The sequence below is a fragment of the Croceicoccus pelagius genome, from assembly GCF_001661915.1.
Classification (GTDB): domain Bacteria; phylum Pseudomonadota; class Alphaproteobacteria; order Sphingomonadales; family Sphingomonadaceae; genus Croceicoccus; species Croceicoccus pelagius.
On the sequence record NZ_LYWY01000034.1, the window covers coordinates 41,905 to 59,635 of the forward strand.

19 protein-coding genes are annotated in these 17,731 nt (G+C 63.6%); 5 read left to right on the forward strand and 14 right to left on the reverse strand.

Features of this window, described 5'->3' with window-relative positions; all coding sequences use genetic code 11:
• Positions 1-622: 622 nt before the first annotated feature.
• Positions 623-2,446: a glutamine--fructose-6-phosphate transaminase (isomerizing) gene (glmS, locus tag A9D15_RS08075; protein ID WP_066763819.1), complete on the reverse strand. Its 1,824-nt coding sequence runs from the start codon at positions 2,444-2,446 to the stop codon at positions 623-625.
• Positions 2,447-2,486: 40 nt separating this feature from the next.
• Positions 2,487-3,845 carry a bifunctional UDP-N-acetylglucosamine diphosphorylase/glucosamine-1-phosphate N-acetyltransferase GlmU gene (gene glmU / locus A9D15_RS08080; RefSeq protein WP_066763820.1) on the reverse strand — a complete coding sequence of 453 codons (1,359 nt, stop codon included), beginning with the start codon at positions 3,843-3,845 and terminating at the stop codon, positions 2,487-2,489.
• A gap of 110 nt (positions 3,846-3,955) precedes the next feature.
• Between glmU and A9D15_RS08085 the strand changes: the two genes are divergently transcribed.
• From A9D15_RS08085 to A9D15_RS08095, 3 genes are all read left to right on the forward strand, one after another.
• Positions 3,956-4,675 (forward strand): HAD-IA family hydrolase, encoded by a 720-nt coding sequence (locus A9D15_RS08085; RefSeq protein ID WP_082924354.1) that lies wholly within the window; start codon positions 3,956-3,958, stop codon positions 4,673-4,675.
• 160 nt (positions 4,676-4,835) lie between these two features.
• On the forward strand, positions 4,836-5,636 hold the full coding sequence (locus A9D15_RS08090; RefSeq protein WP_229660386.1) for a lysozyme: 801 nt from the start codon (positions 4,836-4,838) through the stop codon (positions 5,634-5,636).
• Positions 5,637-5,707: 71 nt separating this feature from the next.
• Positions 5,708-6,763, forward strand: coding sequence for a hypothetical protein (locus tag A9D15_RS08095; protein WP_066763821.1), 1,056 nt, complete (start codon positions 5,708-5,710; stop codon positions 6,761-6,763).
• On the opposite strand, the gene A9D15_RS08100 is transcribed toward A9D15_RS08095, so the two are convergent.
• Genes A9D15_RS08100 through A9D15_RS08115 form a run of 4 tightly spaced genes read right to left on the reverse strand, consistent with a single transcriptional unit; the run spans position 6,744 to position 9,811 of the window.
• Positions 6,744-7,094, reverse strand: coding sequence for a DUF2794 domain-containing protein (locus A9D15_RS08100; protein ID WP_066763822.1), 351 nt, complete (start codon positions 7,092-7,094; stop codon positions 6,744-6,746). The two genes, A9D15_RS08095 and A9D15_RS08100, sit on opposite strands and share 20 nt — an antisense overlap.
• 28 nt (positions 7,095-7,122) lie before the next feature.
• Positions 7,123-7,833, reverse strand: coding sequence for a serine O-acetyltransferase EpsC (gene epsC / locus A9D15_RS08105; RefSeq protein WP_066763826.1), 711 nt, complete (start codon positions 7,831-7,833; stop codon positions 7,123-7,125).
• Positions 7,834-7,882: 49 nt separating this feature from the next.
• Positions 7,883-8,509 carry an HdaA/DnaA family protein gene (locus tag A9D15_RS08110; RefSeq protein WP_066763827.1) on the reverse strand — a complete coding sequence of 209 codons (627 nt, stop codon included), beginning with the start codon at positions 8,507-8,509 and terminating at the stop codon, positions 7,883-7,885.
• Between the two features lie 9 nt (positions 8,510-8,518).
• Entirely contained in the window at positions 8,519-9,811 is a 1,293-nt protein-coding gene (locus tag A9D15_RS08115) for a hypothetical protein (RefSeq protein ID WP_066763828.1), read from the reverse strand.
• A 124-nt stretch (positions 9,812-9,935) separates the two neighbouring features.
• Here A9D15_RS08115 and purM point away from each other — a divergent pair, with 124 nt between their 5' ends.
• Positions 9,936-11,045 carry a phosphoribosylformylglycinamidine cyclo-ligase gene (purM, locus tag A9D15_RS08120; RefSeq protein WP_066763829.1) on the forward strand — a complete coding sequence of 370 codons (1,110 nt, stop codon included), beginning with the start codon at positions 9,936-9,938 and terminating at the stop codon, positions 11,043-11,045.
• Positions 11,046-11,067: 22 nt separating this feature from the next.
• On the opposite strand, the gene A9D15_RS08125 is transcribed toward purM, so the two are convergent.
• Positions 11,068-12,126: an AI-2E family transporter gene (locus A9D15_RS08125; RefSeq protein ID WP_066763830.1), complete on the reverse strand. Its 1,059-nt coding sequence runs from the start codon at positions 12,124-12,126 to the stop codon at positions 11,068-11,070.
• A gap of 129 nt (positions 12,127-12,255) precedes the next feature.
• On the opposite strand from A9D15_RS08125, the gene purN reads away from it, so the two are divergent.
• The gene (gene purN, locus A9D15_RS08130; protein WP_066764196.1) at positions 12,256-13,233 is read left to right on the forward strand and encodes a phosphoribosylglycinamide formyltransferase; all 978 of its coding nucleotides are present in this window, start codon (positions 12,256-12,258) and stop codon (positions 13,231-13,233) included.
• Between the two features lie 24 nt (positions 13,234-13,257).
• On the opposite strand, the gene A9D15_RS08135 is transcribed toward purN, so the two are convergent.
• The 7 genes from A9D15_RS08135 to A9D15_RS08160 form a co-directional block, all read right to left on the reverse strand.
• Positions 13,258-13,509 carry an HP1242/YdcH family protein gene (locus tag A9D15_RS08135; RefSeq protein ID WP_066763831.1) on the reverse strand — a complete coding sequence of 84 codons (252 nt, stop codon included), beginning with the start codon at positions 13,507-13,509 and terminating at the stop codon, positions 13,258-13,260.
• A 95-nt stretch (positions 13,510-13,604) separates the two neighbouring features.
• A complete protein-coding gene (locus tag A9D15_RS08140) occupies positions 13,605-14,294 on the reverse strand; it encodes an MliC family protein (protein ID WP_082924355.1) in 690 nt (229 codons plus the stop codon).
• 17 nt (positions 14,295-14,311) lie between these two features.
• Positions 14,312-14,449, reverse strand: a complete 138-nt coding sequence (locus A9D15_RS16530) for a hypothetical protein (protein WP_156521714.1) — start codon at positions 14,447-14,449, stop codon at positions 14,312-14,314.
• A gap of 232 nt (positions 14,450-14,681) precedes the next feature.
• Positions 14,682-15,104 (reverse strand): nucleoside-diphosphate kinase, encoded by a 423-nt coding sequence (gene ndk / locus A9D15_RS08145; protein ID WP_066763833.1) that lies wholly within the window; start codon positions 15,102-15,104, stop codon positions 14,682-14,684.
• 142 nt (positions 15,105-15,246) lie between these two features.
• The gene (locus A9D15_RS08150) at positions 15,247-15,744 is read right to left on the reverse strand and encodes a hypothetical protein (protein WP_172807496.1); all 498 of its coding nucleotides are present in this window, start codon (positions 15,742-15,744) and stop codon (positions 15,247-15,249) included.
• A 20-nt stretch (positions 15,745-15,764) separates the two neighbouring features.
• Positions 15,765-16,199, reverse strand: coding sequence for a DNA polymerase III subunit chi (locus tag A9D15_RS08155; protein ID WP_066763837.1), 435 nt, complete (start codon positions 16,197-16,199; stop codon positions 15,765-15,767).
• 11 nt (positions 16,200-16,210) lie between these two features.
• The gene (locus tag A9D15_RS08160) at positions 16,211-17,668 is read right to left on the reverse strand and encodes a leucyl aminopeptidase (RefSeq protein WP_066763838.1); all 1,458 of its coding nucleotides are present in this window, start codon (positions 17,666-17,668) and stop codon (positions 16,211-16,213) included.
• Between the last annotated feature and the right edge of the window lie 63 nt (positions 17,669-17,731).

The following is a 17,731-nucleotide window of genomic DNA, read 5'->3' on the forward strand; positions in this document are numbered from 1 at the left end:
GTCGCTCGAATTTATGTATGGGCACAGGTGCGATCTAACTCTTGTGGGCTATTGAGGCCAAAGCGCACGAAGTGACGAAAGCTTGTAACTCGAGTGATTTCATCGGCCGGGCAAAGCTGGATGATATCGACCCGTGCTAGGCTTTCCCGCACATGCCGAATCTAATCGCTTCAGCCATCAACAACCATGGCCGGGTCGCTCGCGGAACGGCAGTTTTCAAGCGTTTTAATCTACTAAGCCAATGGCCGAGATTTCGCCCGATGTTGATGTCAGGGTTGATGCGGACGAACGGCAGCTTTCGGGAAGGTTTAGCGCGATCTTAAATGACTGGGATGGGGCGCAGAGCTGCCATCGCTTGACTGCCGCCAGAACCTCTCAGCTTCACTTCTTTCGGCGGCATCGACCTATCGTGCGCGCACTTTGACGCGCCGCAGATCAACGACTTTAAGCAGTTCTTGCGAACATCTCGCAAAAGTGGTTTAGCCAAAAACCGCAGATTTCTGCCAAAAATCATAATTTTTGACGGAAAGTCTTTTTTGTCAAAATCGGAGAAGTGGAAATAGTTTATTGTATGTGGAAAGACTTTATTGTCTCACAACAGTGTTCCGAAGAATCGCTCCCGTCACTCGACTGTGACAGATTTGGCCAGGTTCCTGGGCTGATCGACGTCGGTGCCTTTAACGCAGGCCACGTGGTAGGCCAGCAACTGGACCGGCACTGCGTAGACCAGAGGTGCGATCAGGGGGTGGACCTTGGGCATTTCGATCGTCGCCATGCATCCCTCGCCCGCCTCGGCGATACCTTCAGCGTCGGAGATCAGGACGATCTTGCCGCCGCGGGCGCGGACTTCCTGCATGTTGGAGACTGTCTTTTCGAACAGCGGGCCTGACGGAGCCAGGACGATCACCGGCACCTTGTCATCGATCAGTGCGATAGGGCCGTGCTTCATTTCGCCGCTGGCATAGCCTTCGGCGTGGATGTAGCTGATTTCCTTCAGCTTGAGCGCGCCTTCCAGAGCCAGCGGGAAATCTGGGCCGCGGCCCAGGTAGAGCACGTCACGCGCAGGCGCGATGAGATGCGCCATGGCCTTAATGTCTTCGTCATGGTCGAGCGCGGCGTTCAGGCAGGCCGGAGCCTCGAGCAGGTGATCGACCACCTGTCGTTCCTCGGCGGCATCCATCATGCCCTTCTTCACCGCCATGTGCGCGGCAAGCGCGGCAAGGACCGCGAGCTGGCAGGTAAACGCCTTGGTCGAGGCAACGCCGATTTCAGGGCCAGCGTGCGTGGGCAGCAGCAGATCCGCCTCGCGCGCCATCGAACTGGTCGGCACGTTTACGACGACGGCGATGGTCTGCCCCGCCTCGCGGCAATGGCGCAGGGCCGCCAGCGTGTCGGCAGTCTCGCCGCTCTGCGAGATGAACAGCGACAAGCCGCCATAGGGCAGGACCGGATCGCGGTAACGGAATTCCGATGCGACATCGATGTCGACGGGCACGCGTGCGAACTTCTCAAACCAGTATTTCGCGACCATGCCCGCATAATAGCTGGTGCCGCAGGCGACGATGGTGATGCGGTCGATCGCGGTGATGTCGAAGTCGATCTGCGGCAGGGCGACCTGCCTTTCGAGCTGGCGGACATAGCTGCGCAGGGTCTGCGCCACCACGGTCGGCTGCTCGAAGATCTCCTTCTGCATGAAGTGGTGATAGTTGCCTTTCTCCGTCGCGGCGGCGGTTGCGCCGGAGTGGACGATCGGGCGATCGACGCGGTTGTTGTCCATGTCGTAGATCGCCGCGCCATCGCGCGTGATGACGACCCAGTCGCCTTCCTCCAGATAGCTGATCCGCTGCGTCAGCGGGGCGAGCGCCAGCGCGTCGGAGCCGAGGTAGGTCTCCCCTTCCCCGTATCCCACGACCAGCGGCGAACCCAGTCGCGCACCGATCAGCATGTCGGGGTGGCTTCGGAACGTGACGGCAAGCGCAAACGCACCGCGCAGGCGCGGCAGGACGGTCTGCATCGCCTCTTCCGGGGTCATCCCCTGCTCGATCCGGCGGGAGATCAGGTGCACGACGACTTCGGTATCGGTCTCGCTCTCGAACTTGCGGCCATCGGCGATCAGTTCGTCGCGAAGCTGCTTGAAATTTTCGATGATGCCGTTGTGGACCAGCGCGACTTCGGCCGTGGCGTGCGGGTGGGCGTTCGCTTCCGTCGGCGCGCCGTGGGTGGCCCAGCGGGTATGCGCGATGCCGACTTCGCCATGGGCCGGGCGCGCCTGCAGTTCTTTGACGAGGTTCGACAGCTTACCCTCCGCACGGCGACGCACGAGGCTGCCGTCATCGATCGTGCAGATCCCTGCGCTGTCATAGCCGCGGTATTCCATCCGCTTGAGGCCATCGACCAGCCGGTCCGCGACCGGCTGTGAACCGACGATACCGATAATTCCGCACATAAGGTGTCTGTCCCGTCAGGAATGGCGTGCGCGAAGAAGGTCAGTCCTTCTTCGCAGCGGCCTTTTTCTTTTTCATCGCGTCGTGGAAGCGGTCGGCCCAGCCGGGCTTCACCAGTTGTTCCGCGCGCACCATGCGCAGTTCGCCGTCAGCCACATCGCGGCTGACCGCGCTGCCCGCCGCGACGATGGCATCGGCACCGATCTTCACCGGCGCGATCAGCGCGCTGTTCGACCCGATAAAGGCACGCTCGCCAATAACGGTTTGGTGCTTGAAATACCCGTCGTAATTGCAGGTGATCGTGCCCGCACCGATGTTCGCGCCGCTGCCCACCGTGGCATCACCAAGGTAGGTAAGGTGATTAGCCTTCGCGCCCTCGCCAAGCGTCGTCTTCTTCATCTCGACGAAGTTGCCGACCTTCGAACCTTCCTTCATCACCGAACCCGGGCGAAGGCGCGCGAAGGGGCCAATTTCGCAGCCGTCTTCGACTTCCGCACCCTCAAGATGGCTGAACGAGCGGATCGTCACGTTATCGCCGATGGTCACGCCGGGGCCGAACACGACGTTCTGTTCGATCGTGACGTCCTTGCCGATCTGGGTGTCCCAGCTGAAGAACACGGTCTTGGGTGCCTTCAACGTCGCGCCGCCGTCCATCGCCTCGGCACGCTTGAATTCCTGCCACTGAGCCTCGGCCTCGGCCAGTTCGGCACGGCTGTTCACGCCGGTAACTTCACGGTGGTCCTCACACTCGACAACGGCGCAGTTGCGTCCGTCCTCGTTGGCAAGGTTCACGATGTCGGTGAGGTAGTATTCGTGCTGTGCGTTCGTATTGCCGACGCGGGAGAGCAGTTCGAAAAGCTCCTTGCCCTTCACCGCCATGACGCCCGAATTGCAAAGGGTGCAGGCACGCTCCGCCTCGTTCGCGTCCTTGTGCTCAACCATCTTCTCGATCCGGCCGAACTTGTCGGAAATTACGCGACCATACCGCAGCGTGTCTGGCGGGCGGAAACCGAGCACGACGACAGCGGGCGCATCGTCTGCGTGCAGCCTGTCGAGCATCGAGACCATCGTTTCCGGCTTCACGAAAGGCACATCGCCGTAAAGGATCAGCACGTCGCCCGTGAAACCCTCCAGCATGGGTTCGGCCTGCTGTACCGCGTGGCCGGTGCCAAGCTGCGGTTCCTGAACCGCGTATTCGACATTCGTGCCAAGCGCGTCCTGCACCTGTTCACGATATTCGCCGACGACGACAACCGTTTTGGCAGGGTCCAATTTGGCCGCGCTGTCGAGAAGGTGGTGGATCATCGCGCGTCCGGCAACCGGATGCAGCACCTTGTGCAGCGCGCTGTTGAGGCGGGTTCCCTTGCCAGCGGCAAGAATTACGGTGGCGACTTCTTTCATCGACTCCCCGAAGGTTACATTTCCGTCCGAGCGAGGCTGCCGGTGGTCCGGCCAAGCCTTGCCAGCTTTCGGTTGCGCTTTCCAGTGGATCGGGCCTAGGTCCACAGCCGATGGATGACCAACCCCGCTCCCTTTCCGCGTCCCGTTTTGCCAACCCCGCCAAGACGCTCCGGTTCCGCACCGTGGGCTTCGATCTTGACGGGACACTGCTGGAAACGGCGCCGGATATTGCCGCCGCACTCAATCACGCGCTGAAAATCGCAGGACGGCCGGCGCTTTCCTATGACGAAGTGCGCCCGATGATCGGCGGCGGGGCGAAGCGTTTGCTTGCCCGCGCCTTGGCGGGAGCGGACGGGGGCCGAGTGCCCGGCGACGTGCTCGACCCGCTCTATACCGAACTGCTCGATCACTATCGGCGCAACATCGCGGTAGAAACGCGCCCTTATGACGGGCTGCTTAGCGCACTGGATCAGCTGGCCGATGCTGGAATCGCGGTGGGCGTTGCGACCAACAAGCTGGAATCGCTCGCCCGCGAGCTGCTGAGCCAGCTCGGCATGGCGGATCGTTTTGCCTGCGTGATCGGCGGCGATACGCTGGGCACCGACAGGGCCAAGCCCGAACCCGACATGCTGCATGAACTGGAACGCCGGTGCGGCGGGCCGACCGCCTTCGTGGGCGATTCCATTTACGACACGCGCGCTGCCAAGGCCGCGGGGCAACCGTGCGTCGCGGTCAGCTTCGGCTATCGCAACGAACCGGTCGAGGAACTGGGCGCTGACCGCGTGATCGACCATTACGACGATCTGATCGGAGCGCTCGCCACTCTCTGAACTGCACCAGCTTTGCGCCGGGCCGAGGAACGGTCGGGCGCTCCCACCCGTTTTTATAGTTGAGGGTTGGACGGAAACGCGTTTCCGCGTCATTGCGGCGTCGCCTGCGAATTCTGCCGGGGTCATTCGCTCTTGAAACGAATACCTTGAAGGAAGAATTTTGGCCCTGAATAATATTGCGACCGTCGAATCGAATGCCCTGCGACGAAGCGAGCTTCCCGCAGCGGCCCCCTACACCCCGCTCGCAGACAGCCTGCCCAGCCTGCGCCGCCGCCTGAGCATCCGTCAAAAGCTGCGTAACCTGCACCAGCGCCGCATCGCGCGCAGCCGCATCCGCATGAAGAAGCGCAAGGCCGCGCTGGCCATTTCGGTCAGCACGCTGGGCTTTGGTGCGGGCGGTATGGTCGTCCCGCCCGAACCGCCGGGTGATGAGAGCGCATCGTCCCTGTTCGAACAGACCGCCGAAGGCCGCCGCCACGCCGCGACTTATCGTGCGAGCAAGGAATTGCGCGATGCGATGATGCAGGAAGAAGGCATCCGCTACACCGTCTATCGCGACGTCGCAGGGTACCCGACCGTGGGTATCGGACACCTCGTCACGACCACCGATCACCTGCGCGTCGGTCAGACGATTACCCGCGAACGCGTGATGAAACTCTACGAAAAGGACCTGCGAAAGGCCGAACTGGCCGTGACCCGCCTTGTCGGGGCGACACCGCTGCACCAGCACGAATTCGATGCGCTGGTCGATCTCGTCTTCAATGTCGGCGAAGGTAACGTGTCCGAGGATCGCAGCCCGCGCCTTAATCAGGCCTTGTCGGAGCGCGACTACGACGCGATTGCGCGCGAACTCGAATATACAACTGCCGCAGGACGAATTGCCGAAGGGCTGATCTATCGCAGCGAGCGCCGCACCGCGATCTTTCAGCAGGCCTCTTACGAGGGCCCCCGAACGGCCTGATACCACTTGATTGACCGCCCCTGCCATCAAGGCATAAGCTCCTGTTCCGACGGGCGAAAGGGGGGCACGGGATGTATAGCGACGAGGATCTAAATTCAGCCGTGGCGGCAGGAGCCATCTCCTCCGAAGCTGCAAACGCGCTGCGCGCCCATGTCGCCGATCTACGCCAGATCGCCCACGGGGACGAGGAAAGCTTCCGTCTCCTCAATAGTTTCAACGACATTTTTGTAACTGTTGCCGCCGTGATCCTGCTGATCGCGATGGGTACACTCGGTTCGATCATATTCGCACCGCTCGGCCCTCTTTTCGTTGGTGCGGCGGCTTGGGCGCTTGGGGAATATTTTGCCCTGCGCCGCCGGATGGCCCTGCCCTCGGTGGTGCTGACCGTCGCCTTCATCGGTTCAGTTGTCGCGCTGCCGATTGCCGTTGCCAAACTTGGCCTGCCGCGAGCTGCTGTCGACACATGGGGTTTTATTATCGGAGGCCTCTTCGCCACCGGAGCGGCCTGGCTGCACTGGAAACGCTTCAAGGTTCCGATTGCAATTGCAGGCGGAACCGCAGCTGCAGTGCTGTTGATGGTGATGGCGGCGGCAGCAGTCGCGACCGGTTACAACGGCGACGTCGACGAAGACGTCATCCTGCCCGTCGTCACCATCGGCGGCCTTATCGTTTTCGCCTTCGCCATGTGGTGGGACATGCAGGATCGGCAGCGCACGACGCGGCGCAGCGACGTCGCCTTCTGGTTGCACCTGCTTGCTGCGCCGCTGATCGCGCATCCGCTGTTCACGATGTTCGGAGTGTTCAAAGGGACAGCCCTTGGCCCGGCGGGCGCGATCGCGATCCTTGTCATCTATATCATGCTGGGCTTCGTGGCGCTGGCGATCGACCGGCGCGCGTTGCTGGTCTCGGCCCTCGCCTACGTGCTGGCGGCAGTGGGCGAATTGATCGAAAACTTCGGCGCGGTAGAGGCCGGCTTTGCGGTCACGATGCTGGTCATCGGTTCCGCCCTCCTGCTGCTTTCCGCCGCCTGGTCGCAGATCCGTGCGGCAGTCGTGTCGCTGCTTCCCGCCAGCCTCGCTGCCATGCTTCCGCCGGTGGAAACCGCCGCTAGTCCTCTACCAGCTTGACGAGGCGGCGTTCGATAGGCGCCAGAACCCCGGCCAGTTCATGCCCGCGCTTCAGAACCTGCCCGGCCTCGCCATAGAGCGTGTACATGCCCTGCTTCTGGCGTAGCGAGGGGCGTTTTTCGATCCGCACCTCGGGCCGTTCCGCTGTGCGGCGGAAAGCGGCGAAGTGCGCTGCGTCCTTTTCGAAATCCATCGCATAGTCGCGCCACTTTCCGGCAGCGACCATCCGGCCATAAAGGTCGAGGATGCGGGTCAGTTCGTCGCGGTCGAAGCCTACCTGCTGCGGCTGCCCGCGCATGGGGCCGAGCGGGAGCGATACGACATTGTTCATTCAGGGCGGCCCACGCTTGGCCCGGCCATCATGCGCCGGTCGTCCCGTCGCTGTCTTGCCGCGCCGCGATGCGCGAAGGCTCGGGGCTTTCTTCGCGAATGCGTTCAAGCTCGCTCTTCAGCATAGCGATCTGGGCCTCCAGATCGTCCAGACGCGGCGAAGGCTCGCACGGGTCCTTGCACGGCGTGCCATAGGGCATGAATTCGCGCTGGTAGGTTTCTGCCGTCACCAGTGTCGACCGCGCCTTCACGCCGACCATCGTTGCGCCTTCGGGCACATCCTCTGTCACGACTGCCGCCGCGCCGATGCGGGCACGCTTGCCGATCGTCACGGGGCCCAGGATCTGCGCGCCGGACCCGATGATCGAACCGTCCTCAAGCGTGGGGTGACGTTTGCCGGCGATGCCGTTGGTGGGGTTGGTGCCGCCCAGCGTGACGCACTGGTAGATCGTGACATTGTCGCCAATCTCCGCCGTTTCGCCGATGACTGTGAAGCCGTGGTCGATGAACAGGTTCTGTCCGATCTTCGCCCCGGGGTGAATATCGATCGCGGTCAGAAAGCGCGCGAAGTGGTTCACGAAACGTGCGGCAAAAAACATCTCCGCCTCGAAAAACCAGTGCGCGATGCGATGCATGCCCAGCGCGAGCACGCCCGGATAAAGCAGGATTTCCCAGCGCGAACGCGGTGCCGGATCGCGTTCGCGAACGCTGTCCAGATAGGCGGTCAATTGCTCGAACATAGTGCGCATAATCCCATCTCGCCGGACGAATGGCAAGTTTTCGCCCTCTTCAGAACAGGTCGGCCTGTTCTGGACCATCGCCCCGCCCCGCCAGTCTTTCCAGCGCCTCGCGCCAGATCGCCTGTCGTGCCGGAACCTTCCGTTCAAGGCTCAGGCGGTCGATCTCGGCCACAAGCGCCTCTACCGCGGCGAAGCTGCGCTCGACCCGCGGTACGAGGTAGGTGGTGGCCCCTTCCTCCAATGCAAGCCCGCGCTGCGCGGCGTGTGCCTCGATCAGACGGGCGATCATATCGTCGTCGGGCGCATCGATCGACAGGCGAAGCGCCGCGCCAAGCCGTGATCCAAGATCGGGCAGCGTTATCTTCCACTCCGAAGGCACCGGCCTTCCGATGAGCAGCAGCGGGCGCCCGCTTTCCTGCGTACGGTTCCAGGCGTGGAACAGTTCGTCCTCCGCCATGTGCTCGGCATCGTCGATGGCCGTGCCGATCCCGCCGAACCATCGTGCCAGCAGCGATTTGCCCGAACGCGGCGGGCCGGACAGGATCGCGGTGCGAAACGGCCAGTGCTCGGCGTCCCCGCAAGCGCGCAACACGCTTTCATTAGCATTGCCGATAACGATCGTCTGCTCACGCAGGATACCCGTCAGCGGCAGGACGATCTGTACGGGGCGGGCCATGCCCTGCCCTCAGCGGCTGATGCGAAGCGCGTCCGCGCCCTGCGTGACTTGCCAGCCCCGCGCACGAAGCGCCCCGGCCAGTGCCGAGATGTCGCCCGAATAGGCCACTTGCAGGACCGAGGTTCCGCCGATCGCGAGGCTGGACGTCGTCGAACCGGTGACACCCGGCGTCGAGTTCAGCGCCCGCAACGCCGCATCGAACGAAGCCGGATCGGGCGTCGCGATCTGCACCGCGATGCTGATACCCTGCGGCTGCGCGGTCTGCAGCGGCGTGGGCGTGTCTTCGGCGGCGCTCTGCGCGGCAGGAGCATCACCGGCATCGTCATCGCCAAGCGCACCGGTCAGCGCGGCAAGCAGATCGGGGTCGATCGTATCCTGCTCGACATTCAGCGTCTTGTCCGCGCCCAGCTTTCCTTCGTTAAAGGCGCCGGTGTAGATCGAATCCATCCGCTTCACCGCCTCTGCCAGCATACGTGGCAGGTCCTCGTCGCTCTCGGCCGTCATGGTGAAAGTGCCGAGGAACCTGTTGTCCGCGCCATAGCGGGCCGTGAAAGTCCCTTCGACGGGACCGCCGGGATACTGACGTTCAAGGCGGGCAACGGGAAAGATCACGTTGGCCGCGCCGAATTCGTCGAGGATCGTGCGCCACCATGCGCGGCTGCGACGGCCCATCTGGCCCGCAGTCAGCAAAAGCGATTCGCCGCCGCCGCCATTGGGCCGCACGTAATCGATCGGACTTTCGGAATCGCGGTGTTCGGCCCATGCGCGCTGCCACGGGGTACGCATTTCATAAAGCTGACCGACGCCGCCCTGGTAGATAATCGGGATGACGAGCTGCGGCGCGGATCGCGCGCGGCTGCTCGCGGTGCCGAAAGTCTCGCCGGTGCGGGCGCGGTCGAAAATCACGCCCAGCGTCGCGACATAGCGGCGCGGGCCGATCTGTTCGCGCTCGACGACGACGGCAGACACCATCGATTCGAGCCGCGAATCGGGAAGCTCGGGCGCTTTCTCACCGTCATGGGTGCGCGCATAGAGCACTTCCCACGCCTTGCGCTGCGCCTCGCGCCAGCCCTTTTCGCGGGCTTCTGCGGCGGTCTTGCCGGTGACGTTCACCTCAATCCCGCCAACCTCGAAGTCGCCGGTATTGGCGAGCGGGGCAATGCCGCGCTCCCCTTCGACCTGCGCGACCAGCCGCCAACCGGCGAAAGCCGCCAGAATCAATGCGATGGCGACAATCGCCACGCGCCAGCGCGATGCGCGAACGCCCCAAAGGGCAGCGTTTGCGGGAAGGGAAAAGGCCATGGACGAAGGAGCGTCAGCCGCGAAGATCGAAAGCGGGAAAAACCATCACGAGCCTCTTTGCCGAAATGGCCGTGGAAATCCAAGCGGGAAAGCGATAATCGCCCCTCAAGCCACGAGAGATTGCATGACCGACACCCCCGAACAGAACGACGAATCGTACACTTACGCCAAGGCCGGCGTCTCCATCGCCGCGGGCAACGCGCTGGTGAAGGCCATCGGCCCGCTGGCCAAGAGTACCGCCCGCCCCGGCGCGACGAGCGAGCTTGGCGGCTTTGGCGGGTTCTTCGATCCGAAGGCCGCAGGGTATAAAGACCCGCTGCTCGTTGCCGCGAACGACGGTGTCGGCACCAAGGTCAAGCTGGCCATCGATCACGACCGTCACGACAACATCGGCATCGACCTTGTCGCCATGTGCGTGAACGACCTGATCGTTCAGGGCGCGGAACCGCTGTTCTTCCTCGACTACTTCGCGACCGGCAAGCTGGAAACCGGCATTGCCGAACGTGTCGTCGCCGGTATCGCCGAAGGCTGCAAGATCGCCGGCTGCGCCCTGATCGGCGGCGAGACCGCGGAAATGCCCGGTATGTATGCCGACGGCGATTACGACCTGGCCGGCTTCTGCGTCGGCGCGGTGGAGCGCGGCGAGCAGCTTACCGGCGACAAGGTGGCAGAGGGTGACGTCCTGCTCGGCCTGTCGTCATCCGGCGTGCATTCCAACGGCTATTCGCTGGTTCGCAGGCTGGCGGCGGACAAGGGCTGGAAGCTCGACCGCCCGGCCCTGTTCGACAACGAAATCCTGCTGATCGACGCGCTGATCGCGCCGACCCGCATCTACGTGAAGCCGCTGCTTAAGCCGATCCGCGATGGCCGCATCCATGCGCTGGCCCATATCACCGGCGGCGGCCTCCTCGAAAACGTGCCGCGCGTCCTTCCCGAGGGACTGCACGCGCATATCGACGTCGGCGGCTGGGTGCAGCCGCGTCTGATGGCTTTTCTGCAGGCGCAGGGAAATATCGAGCCGGAAGAAATGGCCCGTACCTTCAACTGCGGCATCGGCATGGTGCTGGCGGTCGCAGCGGACGAGGTCGAGGGTCTGAAGGCCGATCTCGAAGCCGCGGGCGAGGAAGTCCACGTCATCGGCGCGATCCGCGCTGGCGACAAGGGCTGCACCGTCGCTGGCCGCGAAGGCGAATGGGCCGCGCGCGAGAGCTGGAGCGCAACGCACCTCGGCTAACAGCAAGGGGCCGAGCCTCGGTTCAGTCCTCTTTCACTTCGGCAGGGACGCCGTCGATGTCTTCGCCCAGCGTGTCGCGCAGGTACAATTCGCGCACGCCAACGTAAGCCACGATCAGAAGCGCGCCTGCGAAGAACACGCCGTAGATGCCGAACACGGCCCCTGCGCCAAGGATCACGAACAGAGTCAGCGCCGGCGGGATGTTCACGACCTGCCGGTTGACGAGCGGGGTGATCATCCACGCCTCGATCACGCGGATCACAACGAAGGCGACCAGCGTAAAGGTCAATACGTCTCCGCCCTGCGCCGCCGCGATGGCGATGGCCGGAAGCATGGCGACGACCGGGCCGACATAAGGCACGAATTCGCTAATTCCGCCCAGCAGACCGAGCGCGGCCCATTGCTCGACACCTGCAAGGTACAGACAGCCGCCGATCAGGATGCCCATCGCGGTCATTGAGATCAGCTTGGCCTTGAGCCAGAGCCGCAGCGCCAGCGCCATTTCATCCAGCGCGCGGCCCATCGTGCCCCGCCCGCCATGCGGCGTCAGCATGATGATCGCGCGGCGATAGGGGCCGGGATTGGCAGCGATGAACATGCCGCCGACCAGCACGATCAGGAAATTGAGCAGCACTTCGCCGGTACCTGTGATGAGCAGGCCCAGCCGGTCCGCGATGGCGCTGCCCGCAACGGCTGCGCGGACCGCCTTGACGACCGCGGCCCCCACCGGATTGCCGCCCACCGCCCTTTCGATCGCGGCAACAGTTTCGGGAAGATTGTCGATCAACCCCGCCACCTGCACTCCGAACTGGACGGTCAGCAGGTAGCCCATGAGCCCCACGATCGCGAGGCACAGGACGATACCGATACCCAGCGCCACGTCCTTGTTGCGCATGCCGGCTTTCTGCAGCAGTTCGCCCGCGCTCTGGAACACGACGGCGGCCAACGTCGCCCCGAACACCAGCAGCAACAGGTCCGCCGCGCGCCAGAACACGATGAGGACCGCCGCGATGGCGATCGTATAGGCCAGGCGCCGCAAGTAGGGCGCGTCTTCCTGACGGGGGCGGAAAGGTGCGTTCATCAGGCCATTGCCTGCCAGCGCACCGGCGCGTAGGGACTGCGGCTTCGTCGGTTGGGGAATGCGATCATCTTCGTTTCAACCCCTGATACCGCAACCCTGTTCCACACCGGCAAGGGCCAGCCTGCGATGATGCCTCAAACTGCCAGCCATCCCCGCGCGAGGGTTGCCGTCCTGATTTCGGGCACCGGATCGAACATGGCCGCGCTGCTTTATGCCAGCCGCCGCGACGATTGCCCCTACGAAATCGTGCTTGTCGCATCGAACGATCCCGAGGCAAAGGGGCTGCTGCTGGCCGAGGCAGAGGGCGTTGCCACTTTCGCCTTGCCGCACAAGGGCATGAAGCGCGCCGAACACGACACTGCTATGGAAAAACAGGTGCTGGCATCGGGCGCGGAATATATCGCTCTGGCCGGTTACATGCGGATCCTCAGCCCCGAATTCGTATCCCGGTGGGAGGGGCGGATGCTCAACATCCATCCCTCGCTGCTGCCGAAATACAAGGGTCTCGACACCCATGCCCGCGCGATCGAGGCGGGCGATAGCCATGCGGGCTGTTCGGTTCATCTCGTGACGGCGGAACTCGATGACGGGCCGGTTCTGGGCCAGACGCAGGTCGCGATCATGCCCGGCGACACGCCCGATACGCTGGCAGGCCGCGTGCTCTATGCCGAACACCAGCTCTATTCGCGGATGCTGGAGGAGCTGGTCTCGCGCCCCTACCGCGCCGACTGGCTGCTCGCGAAAGTGTCGGAACTGGCGCTGTCCCTGCCCGAGGCAGAGGCGCGCGAAAGCCACGGCGCGCCCGGATGGCGCACCGGCGGCAAGAGCGGCAAGTTTTTTGCCCATTTCAACGACCAGCATCACGGCGAACCGCATGTAGCGGTGCTGGTGAAGACCGACGGGCCGGACGAACTGGCCGCGCTGGTAGAGCGTGATCCCGACATCTGGTTCCGCCCCGCCTATTACGGGGCCAGCGGCTGGGCCGGCCTCATCCTCAACCGCCCGGGTGTGGACTGGGATCACGTGCGTTCGTGGCTGGAGCGCAGCTGGCGCACCGTTGCACCCAAGCGCCTTACCAGCCTGATCGACGCGGCCGACCAGTTCTGATCGGCCGCGCCGGTTCCTAATCGCTCAGGCTGCAGTCTTTTCCCTCGCGATCAGCGCCGCGACTTCGTCGAGAAGCCGCAGACGTTCCTTCTTGAGTTCTTCGGCGCGTTCGTCCGACGCTGCCTCGACCTCCGCCTCGATCCGGTGGATGTCGCGATTGACCGTGTGATAGCGCACCGAAAGGTTCGCGAAATGCGCGTTGTGCAGCTTCAGCTTGTGCAGGATTTCGTGGTCTTCGGGAAACTCTGCGCCGAGCTCGTGCGGGGTATTCGACATCGGTCCTCCATCCATCTCGAGTTGATGAAAGGATGATGCGCCGCTTGCAGGGCACGCTCCTTGCGCGCGATCAAATGACCGGCGAAAAAAGTGCCTCAGCCGATTTCCTCTATCCTGCAGGTCATCTCCGCTTCGCCCGGCGGCGTGAACATTGCGTCGTCGCCCTTGGTGAACAACGTCGAGGCCTGACCCTCCCAGGCGCCTTCGTATCTCGCACCAGAACCGCTGGGGACTTGCACCAACGCCAGCGAACGGTCGAGCCATTGCAGGAAAACCACGCCCGGGTCGGCCTGGATGAAGGTGGCCGAAATGCCAAAGTCCGCGCCGTCGCAGGCAAGCGCCAGCGGACCGTTGGAGATGCCCTTCTCGTCCTCTTGGCGGCTGTCGTAGAAACCCTGCCGTAGCTCGTGGATGCGCTGGGCATAGCTGGTCGTCACGCACTGCAGTTTGTTTGTCGCCTTCCAGCAATCGTCACGCCCGCCGATCCAGCCGCGCTGCATCGTGGTAAGCTCCTGCAGCCGCTCTTCCGATGCATAAGTGCCGGTTTCGGCGAGCGAATAGACGCGCTGCAACTCGTTATCCATGCGCGCCAGCATCGGCGTGTTGCAGATCAGGTCGGTAATCTCGCCATCGGACATCTTGCAGTCGAAGCTGGGCGAAGTCGGTGTGTCGACCGGTGAGGCGGCCGCCGTTTCTGCACCTTCTTGGGCGGCATCATCGGACTGGTCGCCGCATCCGGCCAAGGCCAGCGCGGCAAGCGGAGCGAACTTCAGATAACCCATCATGTCCTCCTACCCGGCAGTCATTCCGCCCTGGCAGCGAGCCAGCGCAATGCACCGTAATTGATGAGGATTCCCATAACGCACAGCACCGTCACCAGTATGACCTGCCCGTCAGGCACATAAGGCACCAGCAGGCTCCACGGCAGGGACAGCAGCATCGCGAAAGTGGATCGCAGGAGGCCGGACAGACCGAGAGCGAATGCCTGATCGAACCACGGTGCAGCTCAGGCCAGCAGACCGACGAGCAAGTAGAACACGGCCAATCGCGTAATCATGTCTGATCCCCCTCGGGTCCGAAGGGTCGCGATTTGTGCGAATCATGCAAGAAAAAAGGCCGCCCCCGCGACGGGGACGGCCTTTTTTGTCAGGATAACCTGCTTGCCGCAGCGATCAGCCGACGATTTCTTCCGGCTTGAAGAAGAAATCGATCTCGATCTTGGCATTTTCTTCGCTGTCCGAACCGTGGACCGAGTTCGCTTCGATCGATTCGGCGAATTCCTTGCGGATGGTGCCTTCGGCAGCGTCGGCCGGGTTGGTGGCGCCCATGACGTCGCGGTTGCGCTTAACGGCATCTTCGCCTTCGAGAACCTGCACGACGACCGGGCCGCTGATCATGAATTCGACCAGTTCACCGAAAAAGGGGCGTTCCTTGTGGACCGCGTAGAAGCCTTCGGCCTGCTCGCGGGTCATGTGGATGCGCTTCGAGGCAACGACGCGAAGGCCCGCATCTTCCAGCTTCTTGGTTACGGCGCCGGTCAGGTTGCGACGGGTGGCGTCGGGCTTGATGATCGAAAAGGTGCGGGTAGCCGCCATGGTCTTGATCCTCGGTATGGATAAAATTGAAACAGGAAAATCGCGCGCAAAGGCGCGTTGCGCGCGCCCCTAGCGCCGCTGGGCGCGCGGCACAACCCTTCTCGCAGGTCGGGCTTTAGCCTTCGCGCAGGTCGGGCGTAAGTTAGAGACCGCGCCCGGCGGTCAGCTGCACGGTGGTCGGGCTATCGTCCCCGTTGGCGACCACATTGAATTCACGGCCGTCGGCGGTCTTGCCGGAAACGATCCTCAACGCGTCGGTCGAAACCTCGGTCTCGATCTCGTAACCGGCCGCCCTGGCCTTGTCCTTGTACCAGCCGACGATCTTTTCAGGCGCGTCGCCGCTTTCCATGGATACAAGCGCACCTGCCGCTTCGCCCATCCCCACGTTCGAGGCACTGGTGACCTTTGCCCCCGGATAGACGGCAAGGCCATCTGGCAGGTCGGGCTTCACATTCGCACCAGTATCGACGGTGACTTCACCGTCCTCACCATTGAGGCGCACGTTGGTTTGCTCGCCGTTCTCGGAAATCTCGTAAGCGACTTCGCCATCCTCGGTCTGCATCGTGCCTTCGCGCTCCGACCCGCAGGCGGAAAGGGCAAGGACAGCAGCCGGGGCAAGCAAGACGCTGGCAAGACGCATCGGTTTCTCCATTATCAGTTTCAGGGTCCCTCGACCCAGCGGCCGTCGGCCTGTTTCCAGTAACGCCGCTCGACGTTATCGCGCTCTCCCAACGCGCGCCATGCCCCGCGTGCGCCGTCAATGGTGCTTGCGTCGAAGAACAGGAACGCCCGGTCGAATTCCAGCGCATCGTCACGCCAGATTCCGTCCGCGAGCGCCACAAGGCGCGCACCGTTAATCGGGACGGTCATTTCGGGGGAAAGCAGCACGGGCTGCATGTCCGCGCCGGGCTGCCCGACCTCCCCATTGGCGAGGAAACCGGGGTTGGCCCACATGGCGTCGGACAATGCGGTGCGGGCTGCTTCATCCTCGCAGACGACGAACATGCGCTGTCCGCCCTGCAAGGCCTTTCCCGCGATCAGCGCCAGCGCCTGCGGCGCGGGATCGCGGGTCAGGTGATAGAAATCGACGCGCACCGGTCAGCCGATCAGGCTTCGGACGTATCCCGGATAAAGCGGTCGAGAACGCGCACGCCGAAACCGGTCGCGCCCTTGTCCCAAGTGGCACCGGCCTTGTCGGCCCATGCCATGCCCGCGATGTCGAGGTGTGCCCAGGGGGTGCCGTCCTCGATGAAACGCTGCAGGAACTGCGCCGCCGTGATCGAGCCGCCCCAGCGCGGGCCGACGTTCTTCATGTCGGCGATCTGGCTGTCGATCAGCTTGTCGTAGGCAGGCGAAAGCGGGAAGCGCCACAGCTTGTCGCCGCTGGTCTGGCCCGCCTTGAACAAGGCATCGGCAAGATCGTCGTCGTTCGAGAACATGCCGGCGTTTTCATGGCCGAGCGCGACCACCATCGCGCCTGTCAGCGTAGCGAGGTCGACGATGCGTTCGGGCTCGAACGTCTGCTGCACCCAGGTCAGCGCGTCGCACAGCACAAGGCGGCCTTCGGCGTCGGTGTTGATGACTTCGATCGTCTGGCCCGACATCGACGTGACGACGTCGCCGGGACGCTGGGCGTTGCCGTCGGGCATGTTCTCGGCAAGGCCGCAGATTCCCACGACGTTCGCCTTGGCCTTGCGTGTGGCAAGCGCGAGCATGGCCCCTGCCACGGCGCCAGCGCCGCCCATGTCCCATTTCATGTCTTCCATGCCGCCAGCCGGCTTGATCGAGATACCGCCGGTGTCGAACGTCACGCCCTTGCCGACGAACGCAGTCGGCTTGTCGCTGCCGCCGCCGTTCCAGTGCATGGCGAGAATGCGGCTCGGACGGGCCGAACCCTGACCGACGCCCAGCAGCGCGCCCATGCCCAGCTTTTCCATCTCTGCAACGTCGAGCACGGTGATTTCGACGCCGGTGCCTTCAAGGCGCGCCTTGCAGCGGGCGACGAAGCTTTCGGGATAGATGATGTTGCCGGGTTCCGAAACGAGTTCGCGCGTGAACTCGACGCCGAGCGCGACAGCGGCGGCATCGTCCCAAGCCGCTTCGCTGCCTTCGGGCGCATTGACGGCGACCACTTCTTTCAAGGTCGGCTTCTGCTCCTCCTTGAGGCGGGTCCGATAGGTGTCGATGCGCCATGCACGCAGGCGGGCGCCCATCAGGACGGCGGCTGCGCCTTCGGCATCGAGGCCGCTGTCGGCGAAATCGATGGCAATTGCGCCCTCGCCCGAGGTGATGAACTTTGCGGTCAGGCCAGCGCCGGCCTTTTCGAGGTTGGCGAGGCGTTCGGCCGAGCTCGGCTGGCCAGCGCCCGAAAGCGCGATGCGGCGGACCTTGCCGTCGACTTCAGCAAAGCCGTCGAACTGCTGGCCGGGCTTGCCCGAAAAGCGCGAGGCGGATGCCCCTTCGGTCACGGTGGCCGGCAGGCCTGCGGGCAGCGCATCCTGCGCGACGATCTGGGCGACGACGCGGACTTCTGCGGGCAGTTCGGAGGCGAAACGGATGTTCATGAAGGCTCCTGCTTTGTCTTTTTATCGAGAGCAGCGAAAGGGGGGGACGCGCCGAGCGGGGGT

Bases quoted from the DNA above. Each gene is read 5' to 3' on its own strand.
- glmS (WP_066763819.1), bottom strand. From the start codon at position 2,446: ATGTGCGGAATTATCGGTATCGTCGGTTCACAGCCGGTCGCGGACCGG.
- glmU (WP_066763820.1), bottom strand. From the start codon at position 3,845: ATGAAAGAAGTCGCCACCGTAATTCTTGCCGCTGGCAAGGGAACCCGC.
- A9D15_RS08085 (WP_082924354.1), top strand. From the start codon at position 3,956: ATGGATGACCAACCCCGCTCCCTTTCCGCGTCCCGTTTTGCCAACCCC.
- A9D15_RS08095 (WP_066763821.1), top strand. From the start codon at position 5,708: ATGTATAGCGACGAGGATCTAAATTCAGCCGTGGCGGCAGGAGCCATC.
- A9D15_RS08100 (WP_066763822.1), bottom strand. From the start codon at position 7,094: ATGAACAATGTCGTATCGCTCCCGCTCGGCCCCATGCGCGGGCAGCCG.
- epsC (WP_066763826.1), bottom strand. From the start codon at position 7,833: ATGTTCGAGCAATTGACCGCCTATCTGGACAGCGTTCGCGAACGCGAT.
- A9D15_RS08110 (WP_066763827.1), bottom strand. From the start codon at position 8,509: ATGGCCCGCCCCGTACAGATCGTCCTGCCGCTGACGGGTATCCTGCGT.
- A9D15_RS08115 (WP_066763828.1), bottom strand. From the start codon at position 9,811: ATGGCCTTTTCCCTTCCCGCAAACGCTGCCCTTTGGGGCGTTCGCGCA.
- purM (WP_066763829.1), top strand. From the start codon at position 9,936: ATGACCGACACCCCCGAACAGAACGACGAATCGTACACTTACGCCAAG.
- A9D15_RS08125 (WP_066763830.1), bottom strand. From the start codon at position 12,126: ATGAACGCACCTTTCCGCCCCCGTCAGGAAGACGCGCCCTACTTGCGG.
- purN (WP_066764196.1), top strand. From the start codon at position 12,256: ATGCCTCAAACTGCCAGCCATCCCCGCGCGAGGGTTGCCGTCCTGATT.
- A9D15_RS08135 (WP_066763831.1), bottom strand. From the start codon at position 13,509: ATGTCGAATACCCCGCACGAGCTCGGCGCAGAGTTTCCCGAAGACCAC.
- A9D15_RS08140 (WP_082924355.1), bottom strand. From the start codon at position 14,294: ATGATGGGTTATCTGAAGTTCGCTCCGCTTGCCGCGCTGGCCTTGGCC.
- A9D15_RS16530 (WP_156521714.1), bottom strand. From the start codon at position 14,449: ATGCTGCTGTCCCTGCCGTGGAGCCTGCTGGTGCCTTATGTGCCTGAC.
- ndk (WP_066763833.1), bottom strand. From the start codon at position 15,104: ATGGCGGCTACCCGCACCTTTTCGATCATCAAGCCCGACGCCACCCGT.
- A9D15_RS08150 (WP_172807496.1), bottom strand. From the start codon at position 15,744: ATGCGTCTTGCCAGCGTCTTGCTTGCCCCGGCTGCTGTCCTTGCCCTT.
- A9D15_RS08160 (WP_066763838.1), bottom strand. From the start codon at position 17,668: ATGAACATCCGTTTCGCCTCCGAACTGCCCGCAGAAGTCCGCGTCGTC.